The sequence below is a fragment of the Streptomyces sp. NPDC018045 genome, from assembly GCF_044327445.1.
Taxonomy (GTDB): Bacteria; Actinomycetota; Actinomycetes; order Streptomycetales; family Streptomycetaceae; genus Streptomyces.
This window is the reverse complement of sequence record NZ_JBIRFL010000012.1, coordinates 122,970-135,134: the sequence shown is the minus strand read 5'-3', so window position 1 is coordinate 135,134 and position 12,165 is coordinate 122,970. Positions and strand designations below refer to the sequence as shown.

The window sequence follows — 12,165 nt, the reverse complement described above, 5'->3', positions numbered from 1 at the left end:
CGCCCCGCCCCTCCACACCGGCGGAAGGCGCGCACGGCCACCCCGCCCCGGCGCGGACCCGCACGCTACGGCCCGGGCACACCCCGCGTCCAGACCGCCCCACGCACCGGGCCCACCCACAGCCCGCACCCCGTGTGACGCTTTCGCGGCAGGTGGCGCTGTAAGGAACAGGGGCCCGTCACCGGGCTCCCCTGGAACGACGGCCGGGGCCTCTCCTGTGGGGGGTGGCGGCCCCGGTCGTCCCCTCTCGCCGCGTCCGGCCCTGGCCGCTCAGACCTGGTTGGCCAGTTTCTTGAAGTCCTCCCAGGACAGGGCCGGATCGCGGCGGTCCCAGACCTTCTGCGCCAGCGCGCGGAGCGGCATCCGGATGCCGTCCGCCACCTGCTGCTGCGTCTGCTCGTCGGCCAGGTCGCACCACACCGCCAGGCGCGCCCCGAGCACCCGGTCCGGGCCGGACAGCGACTGCGGTACGGCCTTGGTGCCGCGCAGCACCCCGGGGTTCCACTGGGTGTAGATGCGTTCGCCGGTCGGGTACGGCATGTTGTTGGGCTCGCCGAGCACGTAGTAGAGGTACTCGTCGTTGAGGTTGACGACCTTGCGGTTCTCGCGCAGGTACTCGTCCGGTTCGCGGGCGCCGATCTCCTTGCCCGTCCAGTAGGCGACGGTGCGGTTCGCGTCCGGGGCGACCTGCGTGTCGCGGAAGTAGCCGTCGTTCCACGCCTCGACCCGCCGGGCGCCGGCGGCGCGCACGGTCTTGTCCCGGTCGTTGAGCCAGCCGGTGGCCAGGTCCTCGATGGTGGCGTCGTCGCCGTACTTGTCCCGGGCGGCGCGGGCGAGCTGCGGGTAGTTCTCGGCCGGGGCGCGGTCGGCCAGCGCGCGGTACTCGTCGCCGCCCAGGTGCCAGTGCCCGCCGGGGAAGAGCGGGGCGTACTCGCGCAGCAGGTCGTCCACGATCTCGGCGGCGCCGGGCTGCGAGATGTCCATCGCGCCACGCTGGGACCGGCCGTCGGCGGAGCGTAGCTGGAGGTCCGGGTGGGCACGCAGCACGGCGCCGAGGTGGCCGGGCGAGTCGATCTCCGGAATGACGGTGATGTGCAGGCCGCGGGCGAGGTCGACGAGGTGGCGGACCTGGTCCTTGGTGAGGTGGTCCGGGGAGACGATCTCGGGGTGCCGCTCGCTCTCGATGCGGAAGGCCTGGTCGTCGGAGAAGTGGAGCTGGAGCTGGTTGAGCTTGAGGCCGGCCAGCTCGCGGACGCGGTCCTCGATCCACCCGGCGTCGAAGTGCTTGCGCGCGATGTCCAGCATGAAGCCGCGCTGCGCCCGGTCGGGGCGGTCCTCGACGGTGCCTTCGGGGACGCCGCCGGAGGCTCGTACGGACTGCAGGACGGTGCGGGTGCCGTTGAAGATCCCGGCATCGGTGGGGGCGGTCAGGGTGAGGCGGGTGCCGCGGGCGGTGAGGGTGTAGGCCTCCTCGGCGGTGTCGTACACGGGGGCGTTGTCGGCGCGCCGGGCGGCGTCCCGGCCGCCGGACAGCCGCAGCTCGACGTCACCGGGCCGTACGGCCTGCTCGCCCCAGACCGTGCGCAGGCCGCCCAGCTCCTCGGCGAACCGCCGGGCCTCGTCCGCGACCGGGCTCTTCTCGCCCGCCGGGACCACGACGCGGGCCTCCCTGGCGGGCCGCCAGCCGCGCCCGTCGGCGGCGCTGAACTTCTGTACGGCGGGGACGGTGCGCGGTGGGCCCTGCACGGGGGCCCAGGTGGGGGTGGGCGCGGCGGAGGCGCTGCCGCCGTCGCCCTTGGGCGGGGCGCCGCTGTCCGAGCACCCCGTGACGGCCAGCGCCGTGAGGGCGGCCGTCACTCCTGCGGTGATGCTCGCGGCCAGTCTTCCGGTCCTCATATACGCAAAACCTCCCTTTCCGGGGCGAAGGTATTGCCAGGTGACAGACGTTTGCGTCTACTACGCGCGCAAAAGCTCTTTCGTACGGGTGAAATTCGTGCATCCGTCGGACAGTGATCGAGGGACGTCGTTACGGTGGCGTCCCAACCCGTTCACCCCTCCCGGAGCCCACGGCCCCCGCGCATCCGCCGCGGCCCCCGCTCCGGCCGCCTTGATCCAGCGTTCTCCGCCCCGAGGAGCCCATGCAGCCCAGCGACATCCCGGCCGCCCCGCCGACACCGCTGCGCACTCCCCGGCCCGCCTCACCCTTCCAGAAGCTCCCCCCGCTGCCGCCACCGCCTCCCGGTGGCGCCCCGGCCCGTACGACCGGCCTGGACCGCCTGAACGCCGCCCCGCCGGACGCCGCCGAAGCGGCCCTGTTGCTGTGCTGCGGCAGCCGCCGCTGGGCCCGCCGGCTGGCCGCGCACCGACCGTACCCGGACCCGGAGGCCCTGCTGGCCGCCGCCGACGAGGCGAGCTACGACCTGACGGCGGACGACCTGGACGAGGCGCTGGCCGGGGAGACCGTCTCGCCGCAGCCGCTCGTCGGCGCGCGCGGCCCGGGCACGCTCGCGGCGCACACCGCGCTGCGCGCCGCGCACGCCGAGTACGAGCGCCAGTTCCGGCATGTTTTCGTCATCTGCCTGGACGGCTTCCGCGATTCCGAGCTGCTGAACGTGGTGCTCACCGCGATCCACGACCGGCTCGGCAACGAGCCCGAGGAGGAGCGGACCATCGCCGCGGAGGAGCTGCGCCGGATCGCCGGCGGGCGGCTCGCCCAGCTCGCGGTGTCCCGCGACTGAGGGCCACGGCCGAGGGCCACGGCGACTGAGGGCCACGGCCGGGAGCCGTGGCTCAGGGCCACCACGGCCGGACTCCCGACGGCGGCCCCTCCCGTCCCGCGTCCGGGCCCCGACCGGCCCGGCCCGGCCCACCGCCCGGCCCCGGCCCAGCCCCGGCCCAGCCCCGTCCGCCCCGGCCACCCGTCCCGGACGCCCGTCCGCCTACCGCATCCGCCCCCGTACGTACAGGGCCGGCCCGCCCTGGAGGGGTAGCCCGTACGTGCCTGTTTGATCACACCTGAGGACCCCGGCGGGAGGAACCGACAGTCCGTCGCTACGATGGCCGGGGCCGGTGGACCGTACCCGGCCGGGCCAGACCGACAGAGAAGCCGGCAGGCCCCAATCCCCGCTCCCGGAGGGTTTTTCCGTGCCGGCTGGAACGCTGTACCGCGGCCGGGAAGGCATGTGGTCCTGGGTGGCTCATCGAGTCACCGGCGTCCTCATTTTCTTCTTCCTGTTCGTGCACGTCCTCGACACCGCACTCGTCCGCGTCTCCCCCGAGGCCTATGACGACGTCGTTGCCACGTACAAGACGCCCCTCGTCAACGTGATGGAGTACGGCCTCGTCGCCGCCATCCTCTTCCACGCGCTCAACGGCCTTCGCGTGATCGCCGTCGACTTCTGGTCCAAGGGACCGAAGTACCAGAAGCAGCTCCTGTGGACCGTTGTCGGCGTATGGGCCGTCCTGATGGCCGGCGCCTTCTACCCGGTGTTGCAGCACACGCTGCGCACCCTGTTCGGGAGCTGATGACGCGCGATGTCCGCTGAAACTCAATCCCCCGCAGGTTCCGCTGTGAACGACTCCGTGTCCCTGTACGACGTGGACAACCCGGCTCCCGTGATCGAGCCGCCCCGCAAGCGTACGAAGAAGACGCCCAAGACGACCCGTACGAACTTCGAGATGTACGGCTGGCTGTTCATGCGGCTGTCCGGCATCGTGCTGGTCGTCCTGGTCCTCGGCCACCTGCTGCTCCAGCTCGTGCTGGACGGTGGCGTCTCCAAGATCGGCTTCGCCTTCGTGGCGGGCCGCTGGGCCTCGCCGTTCTGGCAGGTCTGGGACCTGGTGATGCTGTGGCTGGCGATGCTGCACGGCGCCAACGGCCTGCGCACGGTCATCAACGACTACGCGCAGCGGGACAACACCCGCTTCTGGCTGAAGATGCTCCTGTACACCGCCACGGTGTTCACCGTCCTTCTGGGCACGCTGGTGATCTTCACCTTCGACCCGAACATCCGCTAGGCCCCGGGGCTGAGGTAACCGACTCATGAAGATCCACAAGTACGACACGGTCATCGTCGGCGCCGGTGGCGCGGGGATGCGCGCGGCCATCGAGTCGACCAAGCGCAGCCGCACCGCGGTCCTGACGAAGCTGTACCCCACCCGCTCCCACACCGGCGCGGCCCAGGGCGGCATGGCCGCCGCCCTCGCCAATGTCGAGGAGGACAACTGGGAGTGGCACACCTTCGACACGATCAAGGGCGGCGACTACCTGGTCGACCAGGACGCCGCCGAGATCCTGGCGAAGGAGGCCATCGACTCGGTCCTGGACCTGGAGCGGATGGGCCTGCCGTTCAACCGCACCCCGGACGGCACCATCGACCAGCGCCGCTTCGGCGGCCACTCCCGTAACCACGGTGAGGCCCCGGTCCGCCGGTCCTGCTACGCCTCGGACCGCACCGGCCACATGATCCTCCAGACGCTGTACCAGAACTGCGTCAAGGAGGGCGTCGAGTTCTTCAACGAGTTCTACGTCCTGGACCTGCTGCTCCAGGACGTCGACGGCGTGAAGAAGTCGGCCGGCGTCGTCGCGTACGAGCTGGCGACCGGCGAGATCCACGTCTTCCAGGCGAAGGCCGTGATCTTCGCGTCCGGCGGCACCGGCAAGTTCTTCAAGGTCACCTCCAACGCGCACACCCTGACCGGCGACGGCCAGGCCGCCGCGTACCGGCGCGGGCTGCCGCTGGAGGACATGGAGTTCTTCCAGTTCCACCCGACCGGCATCTGGCGGATGGGCATCCTGCTGACGGAGGGCGCCCGCGGTGAGGGCGGCATCCTCCGCAACAAGGACGGCGAGCGCTTCATGGAGAAGTACGCGCCCGTCATGAAGGACCTCGCCTCGCGTGACGTCGTCTCGCGCTCCATCTACACGGAGATCCGCGAGGGCCGCGGCTGCGGTCCCGAGGGCGACCACGTCTACCTGGACCTGACCCACCTGCCGCCGGAGCAGCTCGACGCCAAGCTGCCGGACATCACCGAGTTCGCGCGCACCTACCTCGGCATCGAGCCCTACACGGACCCGATCCCGATCCAGCCGACCGCGCACTACGCGATGGGCGGCATCCCGACCAACGTCGAGGGCGAGGTGCTGGCCGACAACACCACCGTCGTACCGGGCCTGTACGCCGCCGGCGAGGTCGCCTGCGTGTCCGTGCACGGCGCCAACCGGCTGGGCACCAACTCGCTGCTGGACATCAACGTCTTCGGCCGGCGGGCCGGCATCGCGGCGGCGGAGTACGCGGCCGGCGCGGACTTCGTCGAGCTGCCGGAGGACCCGGCGAAGATGGTCCAGGACCAGGTCGAGCGGCTGCGCTCCGCCTCGGGCAACGAGCGGGTCACCGAGATCCGCAAGGAGCTCCAGGAGACCATGGACGCCAACGTGATGGTGTTCCGCACCGAGCAGACGATCAAGACCGCGGTCGAGAAGATCGGCGAGCTGCGCGAGCGCTATCTGAACGTGTCCATCCAGGACAAGGGCAAGCGGTTCAACACCGACCTGCTGGAGGCCGTCGAGCTGGGCAACCTGCTCGACCTGGCCGAGGTGATGGCCGTGTCCGCGCTGGCCCGCAAGGAGTCCCGCGGCGGTCACTACCGCGAGGACTACCCCAACCGCGACGACGTCAACTTCATGCGGCACACCATGGCGTACCGCGAGGTGGCGGCAGACGGCTCCGAGTCGATCCGCCTCGACTACAAGCCGGTCGTCCAGACCCGCTACCAGCCGATGGAGCGTAAGTACTGATGAGCACCTCCACCCTCGAAAAGCACTCCAAGGCCCTGGACGCGGCCGAGGACGGCGCCTCGCACACGATCACCATCACGCTGCGGATCCGCCGGTTCAACCCGGAGGTCTCCGAGGACGCCGCCTGGCAGGACTTCACGCTGGAGATGGACCCGAAGGAGCGCGTCCTGGACGCCCTCCACAAGGTCAAGTGGGAGCAGGACGGCACGCTGACCTTCCGCCGTTCCTGCGCGCACGGCATCTGCGGCTCCGACGCCATGCGGATCAACGGCAAGAACCGTCTGGCGTGCAAGACGCTGCTGAAGGACATCAACCCGGAGAAGCCCATCACGGTCGAGGCCATCAAGGGCCTCACGGTCCTCAAGGACCTCGTGGTGGACATGGAGCCGTTCTTCCAGGCCTACCGGGACGTGATGCCGTTCCTGATCACCACCGGCAACGAGCCGACGCGCGAGCGCCTGCAGACCGCCGAGGACCGCGAGCGCTTCGACGACACCACCAAGTGCATCCTGTGCGCCGCGTGCACGTCCTCGTGCCCGGTGTTCTGGAACGACGGCCAGTACTTCGGCCCGGCGGCGATCGTCAACGCGCACCGCTTCATCTTCGACAGCCGGGACGAGGGCGGCGAGCAGCGGCTCGAAATCCTCAACGACAAGGACGGCGTCTGGCGCTGCCGTACGACCTTCAACTGCACGGACGCCTGCCCGCGCGGTATCGAGGTCACCAAGGCGATCCAGGAGGTCAAGCGCGCGCTGATCACGCGTCGCTTCTGATCCCGGGGCCGGTCCCGGCCGTCTGACGCGACGGCCGGGACTCCTGCTCAGGCAGCGGTCCTTTTCACGACCCGGTTCCGGTCAGCGATCCGAACCGGGTCTGGAAGCCGCGAAGGGCTCCGCTCCCGTACGTACGGAGGCGGAGCCCTTCGGCATGTCCGGCCCCGGAACGGGCGCCCCGTCCGGGCCCCGCCGCCCGTCCCGGGGCGGCCTCGGCGGGTGGCGCCGCGGGATAGACCAGGACCGGCGGCAGCCCGGGGTCGGCGAAGGTGACCGGGCCGGTGCAGAAGTACGACGGCACGAGCAGCAGGCCCCGCCCCTCCAGGCGCAGGTCCCCGCCGCGCGGGTAGACCACCTCCAGGACGGGGCGCCGCCAGCGCATGGCCGGCCCGAAGGTGCGCAGCATGGCCTCGGCGCCGTCCTGGCGCAGCGCGTGCAGCCGCAGCGTACGGTCGGCCTCGACGCGCTGCCCGATCAGCGGCCAGCCGGGGCCGAGGGCGGTGTGGTGATACGTGCGCAGGCCGCGGGCGAGGGCGCGCAGCGCGGCCGGTTCGCCGTCGGCGAGGGAGCGCATCCAGGAGGGCGGGGCGGCGTGCTGCCCGTGCCCCGGCCGCTGCGCCTGCCCGGCCAGCAGGCCGATCTCGGCGCGCAGCCGACGCCGGGGCGTCGTCATCACGGCTTCCAGGCCAGGCTCCACGCCGGCCGAACCGGCCGCGGGCGTGAGGAAGTCGGGGAAGTAGCCGCGCGGCGGGACCAGCGGCAGCAGCATCCGCAGCGGCCCGGGACCGTGCCGCGCGGCGTGCTGCCGCCAGGCGGCCAGGGCCGGCTCGCCGCGGTTCCCGCGCAGGCGGTGCAGGCTCAGGACCGTCTCCCACAAGGGGTCGGCCCCTTCGGCGATCCGCGTACGGTTCAGATCCTCTGCCGTGAAGTGCACACGTAACACAACCATCCCCCGATGTTGTGACCGCACCACCGTTCCCCCGAACAGCGGTCCACCGAGGATCCGACCCGCGGGCCGCATTCCGCAACCCGTACACGCCACCAACCCCACATTCGTTCAATGAAAAACGAATGAGAAGACATCTGTGCTGGTCACAGCGGTGCCACCGACGCGGCCCGGCCACCCCTCGTCAGGCCGAGCGGAGCGCCATGGCAGCCAACGCCCGGTCCTCGTCCCGGCGTTGACGCATGGCGTGCGCGTACGTCGCCAACGCCTCCCGCTTCCGCGCCAGTTCGGCGATCTCCGCGTCGAGCCGCGCCATCTGCCGCTCCACCACGCCACTGGAGAAGTCACAGAAGACCAGCCCGGGACCGCCCTGGGCACAGGGCAGCAGCTCCCGGATGGCGTCCGTACCCATGCCGGTGGCGAGCAGCTCACGGATCCGCCCGACGGTCTCCAGCGCGTCCGGGCCGTAGCGGCGGTAGCCGTTGGCGTCCCGGTCGGCGCGCAGCAGGCCCTGCTGCTCGTAATAGCGCAACGAACGGGCGCTGACCCCCGAACGCTCGGCCAGCTCGCCGATGCGCAGCGCGCCTTCCCCTTCCCCCAGCACCACGCACTCCCCCGCCGACCGTGCCATGAACTGCCTCCCCTGGGACCGATCCCTCGAACCGGCGACTTGACCTTCACACCGGTGTCAAGCGTCAACCTGGTGCACATGACGAAGATTCCCGCGGCCGCACCGCGCCTTCCCGCCCTGTCCACCTCCGTCACCCCCGCCGACCCCGGCACCGTCCCCGCCGCCCACGGCATCCTGCTCGCCCACGGCGCGACCGGCAGCATCGCCGACAACTACGGCGCGCTCATCCCCGCACTCACCGCCACCGGCCACACCGTCGTCGCGCCCGACTACCCCGGCTCCGGCCGCACCCCGCGCGCCGACGGCCCACTGGAGCTCGACGCCCTCGCCGACGCCGTCGTGGCCGAGGCCGTCGCGGCGGGCGTCGAGACCTTCACCCTGATCGGCTTCTCCCTGGGGACGGCCGTCTCCGTACGGGCCGCCGCCCGCCACCCGGAGCGCGTACGCGGCCTCGTCCTGACCGCCGGCCTCGCCAAGCCCGACCGCCGCACGCACGTCTGGCTCGACCTGTGGCTGCGCCTGCTGGAGCGCGGCGACTACGCGGGCTTCGCGCAGGCCCGCGCGCTCAGCGGCCTCTCCCCCGAGGCCCTGAACACCCTCCCGCCCGCCGAACTGGCCGCCGTCCTCGACGACAGCCCCGACGGCCCGCCGGCCGGCTCGGCGGAACAGTCCGCGCTGGTCAAGGAGGTCGACACCACCGGCGACCTGGCCGGGATCACCGTACCGACACTGGTCGTCGCGACCACCCTGGACCAGCTCATCCACCCCTCCCACTCGCGCCATCTGGCCGACCACATACCCGGCGCCGAATACGCGGAGATCGCGACCGGCCACGTACCGATGGCGGAGCGGCCGGAGGAGTGGGAGAGCCTGATCCTGAAGTTCTTGGGGGAGCGGGGGCTTTAGAAGGTGCGGGGGGGAGCGGGTGGGGGGCCGGGGCGGGAGTGGGGCTGTGACAGGGCCGGGCGTCCGGGGGCGCGTCCCCGCCACGGCCCGGGCGGGCAGAGCCCGGTACGGGAGCGGGGCCACGCCAGGGCCCCGGCGGGCCGAGCCCGGTACGGGGGGCGGTGCGGGGCGGAGTGGGGCCGTGTCAGGGCCGGGCGTCCGGGAGCGGGTCCCCGCCAGGGCCCGGGCGGGCAGAGTCCGGTACGGGGGGGGCGGTGCGGGGCGGAGTGGGGCCGTGTCAGGGCCGGGCGTCCGGGGGCGCGTCCCCGCCAGGGCCCGGGCGGGCAGAGCCCGGTACGGGAGCGGAGCGGGGCCACGGCACGGCCGGTACTAAGGTCGGTGGCGTGGACGAAGCGATGAAGGCGGGTACGGGCGAGACGCCTGGTGGCGCAGGCGGCGGAACCGGTGCGGCGGGCGCGGGTGACCGAGTCGGCGCTGCGGGCGCGGGTGACGGTACCGATGCCGCGGAGCCCGGCCGGGGCGCGGCGGACGGCCGGGGCGCGGCGGACGGCCGTACGGCGGGTCCGGGCCCCGAACTCAGCTCCCACGGCACCCGGACCCGCACCCTCATCCTCGAAACCGCCCTCCGCCTCTTCCAGGAACGCGGTTACGACAAGACCACCATGCGGGCCATCGCCCAGGAGGCCGGCGTCTCGGTCGGCAACGCGTACTACTACTTCGCCTCGAAGGAGCACCTGATCCAGGGCTTCTACGACCGCATCGCCGCCGAGCACGCGACGGCCGTGACGGACGTGCTGGCCCGCGAACGGGACCTGGCGGGACGGCTGCGCGGCGTGCTGCTCACCTGGCTCGACGTCGCCGCGCCGTACCACCGGTTCGCCGCCCAGTTCTTCAAGAACGCCGCTGACCCGGACAGCCCGCTCAGCCCCTTCTCGGACGCCTCCGAAGGCCCGCGTGAGGCCGCCATCGCGCTGCACCGGCAGGTGCTGGCCGGCGCCGACACCAAGGCCGACCCGGAACTGTCGCAGCGGTTGCCCCAGTTGCTGTGGCTCCAGCAGATGGGCCTGGTCCTGTACTGGGTGCACGATCGCTCGGAGAACTGCGAACGCAGCCGCCGCCTGGTCGAGCGGACCTCCCCCCTGGTCGCCCGCGCGGTCGCCGCGTCCCGCTTCCGGGTGCTACGGCCGCTGGTACGCGAAGTCACCGACGTACTCAGCGAGTTCGCCCTCCCGGCAGCAGCAGCCGCCGCGGCCCGGCCCGCCTCCCGCGACTGACTTCCTCACTGCTCCTCGAAAACCTTCTCCAGAAACGCTTCGAGGTTCATCACCGTCCGAGCAATCCGGTCCTCCAGCGGCAACGTCTCCTCATGCCGTCCGGCCAGCTCGGACTTCTTCTTCCCGCGCACATAGAGCGAGCACGCCAGGTCCGCGCAGATATACGTCCCGACGGTATTCCCCTGCCGCCCCAGAACCCCGGCCTTCCGCGCGGCGAGCAAGCTCACCCCGGACCCGGGATGCCCGGTCACGCACAGCGAACACACGGTCGTCCTGGTGAAACTCCGCCGCACCCCCTGCGGCACCCGCAACGTCACCCCGACGATGCCGTCCCCCCGAGGCGCCACCAGATAACTCCGGTCCGGCGCCCCGGGATCCCGCCACCCAAGAAAATCCAGGTCCCCCCACGGCACCCCGGAAAGCCCCACCGGCAGATTGATCCGGCTCGCCTCCCCCTTCGAGCAATTGACGAAGGAGGCGCGTATCTCTTTTTCACTCAAGGGGTCCATGGTGAGTGAAACTAACAGCCCGAGCGGGAGGACGTCGCTCGAATTTTCGGTGGGCGCCGGCAGGTGTCAGTGCCAGGCCTGCGGGCCCCTGTTGCCACGGCGGCGTACGAGGACGATGACCATCACGATGAGACCGATCAGCAGGAGCGCACCCACCGCCATGCCTCCGTACATCATCATCTTCTTCCCACCGATCGGCGGATTCGGGTCCTGTCCCTTCTCGGCGCCCGCGACCACGGCGTCCTTCGACGCCTTGCCCTTCGGCATGGGCAGCGGCCCCTCGGCGGGGCCGGCGGGGATGTCGCGGGTCAGCGCCCCCCAGGGCTGGATGAAGCCGTATCCGTAGTGCGCGTCGGGCAGCTTGAGGTTCTTCGCCTTCACCGACTTGGACAGACCCGCCGTCTTGACCATGCGGTTGGCGATCTGGCCGGGGGTGAGGTCGGGGTACTTCTCCAGCAGCAGGGCGGCTGTGGCGGAGGCGTAGGCGGTGGCCATCGAGGTGCCGTCGGTGGTGAGGTAGCTCGTGTCGCTCCGGCCGCCGGGGAACGGGATCTTCACCCCGGGAGCCAGGATGTCCACCGACTTGTTGTAGTTGTTGCCTTCCCAAGCCTTGCCGAACTCGTCCACGGCTCCGACGCCGATGGCACCGGGGCAGGCGGCCGGGATACGTTCGTTCGGCAGGGCTTCGTTGCCGACACCGGCGAGGACGACGACGCCCTTCTCGACCGCATAGTGGACAGACGCACACATGTCGGGGGTGCTGGGGTCCGCGACGAACGACATGTTGATCACCTTGGCGCCGTGATCCACCGCGTAACGGGTCGCCTCCGGGGTGCTCTTGTCGGCCGTCAGCGGCAGGATCTTCGCGTCCGGTGCCAGCCCCTTGACGCCTTGGCTGCCGCCCGGGCCATGGCCGCGCCCCGCGATGAGCCCCGCCATTCCGGTGCCATGGTCGCGGATGTCCATCCCCGGTGGCGCGGTCTCCTTCTTGTCCACGGAGGGATTGGGAAAGTCCTTACCGGGCAGGAAGGCTCCGGTCAGATCCTGGTGGGTCGTGCGAAAGCCGGAGTCGATGACGGCGACGGTGACACCCTTACCGGTCGCCTGCTTCCAAATGTCTTGTACGTCGAACGCCTGGAACGGCCACAGCGCACTCCGCGGCTGATCCGCCGAAGCCGTCCCGGTCGCGGTGAGGAGCAACGCTCCGGTCAGCGCGGCACCGGCGGCCGCGCGCAGGGTTCGGGTGACCTTCATGCTCTGATCCTCACTACTTCCGTTCACGGCGGACAGGGCCAGGCGGTGGCCGCTTGGCGGATCGCCCCGGTCGGG

At 71.5% G+C, this 12,165-nt stretch carries 12 protein-coding genes; 7 read left to right on the top strand and 5 right to left on the bottom strand.

Going from position 1 to position 12,165, the window contains the following annotated elements; all coding sequences use genetic code 11:
* Positions 1-270: 270 nt before the first annotated feature.
* Positions 271-1,896 carry a glycoside hydrolase family 20 protein gene (locus ACH4EB_RS25020; protein WP_398349866.1) on the bottom strand — a complete coding sequence of 542 codons (1,626 nt, stop codon included), beginning with the start codon at positions 1,894-1,896 and terminating at the stop codon, positions 271-273.
* 242 nt (positions 1,897-2,138) lie between these two features.
* On the opposite strand from ACH4EB_RS25020, the gene ACH4EB_RS25015 reads away from it, so the two are divergent.
* The 5 genes from ACH4EB_RS25015 to ACH4EB_RS24995 all read left to right on the top strand — a co-directional run bounded on the left by ACH4EB_RS25015 (position 2,139) and on the right by ACH4EB_RS24995 (position 6,570).
* The gene (locus ACH4EB_RS25015) at positions 2,139-2,738 is read left to right on the top strand and encodes a 2-oxo-4-hydroxy-4-carboxy-5-ureidoimidazoline decarboxylase (RefSeq protein WP_398349865.1); all 600 of its coding nucleotides are present in this window, start codon (positions 2,139-2,141) and stop codon (positions 2,736-2,738) included.
* 406 nt (positions 2,739-3,144) lie between these two features.
* A complete protein-coding gene (gene sdhC, locus ACH4EB_RS25010) occupies positions 3,145-3,525 on the top strand; it encodes a succinate dehydrogenase, cytochrome b556 subunit (protein ID WP_003985924.1) in 381 nt (126 codons plus the stop codon).
* Between the two features lie 9 nt (positions 3,526-3,534).
* Entirely contained in the window at positions 3,535-4,017 is a 483-nt protein-coding gene (locus tag ACH4EB_RS25005) for a succinate dehydrogenase hydrophobic membrane anchor subunit (protein WP_398349864.1), read from the top strand.
* 25 nt (positions 4,018-4,042) lie between these two features.
* Entirely contained in the window at positions 4,043-5,797 is a 1,755-nt protein-coding gene (gene sdhA / locus ACH4EB_RS25000; protein ID WP_398349863.1) for a succinate dehydrogenase flavoprotein subunit, read from the top strand.
* Positions 5,797-6,570, top strand: a complete 774-nt coding sequence (locus tag ACH4EB_RS24995; protein WP_398349862.1) for a succinate dehydrogenase iron-sulfur subunit — start codon at positions 5,797-5,799, stop codon at positions 6,568-6,570. The genes sdhA and ACH4EB_RS24995 overlap by 1 nt, the downstream gene beginning before the upstream one ends.
* Positions 6,571-6,634: 64 nt before the next feature.
* Here the strand turns inward: ACH4EB_RS24995 and ACH4EB_RS24990 are convergent, their stop codons facing one another.
* Together ACH4EB_RS24990 and ACH4EB_RS24985 are read right to left on the bottom strand one after the other, a co-directional pair.
* Positions 6,635-7,519 carry a hypothetical protein gene (locus ACH4EB_RS24990; RefSeq protein WP_398349861.1) on the bottom strand — a complete coding sequence of 295 codons (885 nt, stop codon included), beginning with the start codon at positions 7,517-7,519 and terminating at the stop codon, positions 6,635-6,637.
* A gap of 181 nt (positions 7,520-7,700) precedes the next feature.
* Complete coding sequence (locus ACH4EB_RS24985) at positions 7,701-8,147, bottom strand: MerR family transcriptional regulator (RefSeq protein WP_398349859.1); 447 nt, start codon at positions 8,145-8,147, stop codon at positions 7,701-7,703.
* 78 nt (positions 8,148-8,225) lie between these two features.
* Here ACH4EB_RS24985 and ACH4EB_RS24980 point away from each other — a divergent pair, with 78 nt between their 5' ends.
* Together ACH4EB_RS24980 and ACH4EB_RS24975 are read left to right on the top strand one after the other, a co-directional pair.
* Positions 8,226-9,053 (top strand): alpha/beta fold hydrolase, encoded by an 828-nt coding sequence (locus ACH4EB_RS24980; protein WP_398349858.1) that lies wholly within the window; start codon positions 8,226-8,228, stop codon positions 9,051-9,053.
* Between the two features lie 383 nt (positions 9,054-9,436).
* Positions 9,437-10,327 (top strand): TetR family transcriptional regulator, encoded by an 891-nt coding sequence (locus ACH4EB_RS24975; protein ID WP_398349856.1) that lies wholly within the window; start codon positions 9,437-9,439, stop codon positions 10,325-10,327.
* A 5-nt stretch (positions 10,328-10,332) separates the two neighbouring features.
* Here ACH4EB_RS24975 and ACH4EB_RS24970 read toward each other — a convergent pair whose 3' ends face one another.
* Both ACH4EB_RS24970 and ACH4EB_RS24965 read right to left on the bottom strand, forming a co-directional pair.
* Complete coding sequence (locus tag ACH4EB_RS24970; protein ID WP_398349854.1) at positions 10,333-10,836, bottom strand: FBP domain-containing protein; 504 nt, start codon at positions 10,834-10,836, stop codon at positions 10,333-10,335.
* A gap of 66 nt (positions 10,837-10,902) precedes the next feature.
* On the bottom strand, positions 10,903-12,090 hold the full coding sequence (locus ACH4EB_RS24965; RefSeq protein WP_398349853.1) for a S8 family serine peptidase: 1,188 nt from the start codon (positions 12,088-12,090) through the stop codon (positions 10,903-10,905).
* Positions 12,091-12,165 lie beyond the last annotated feature (75 nt).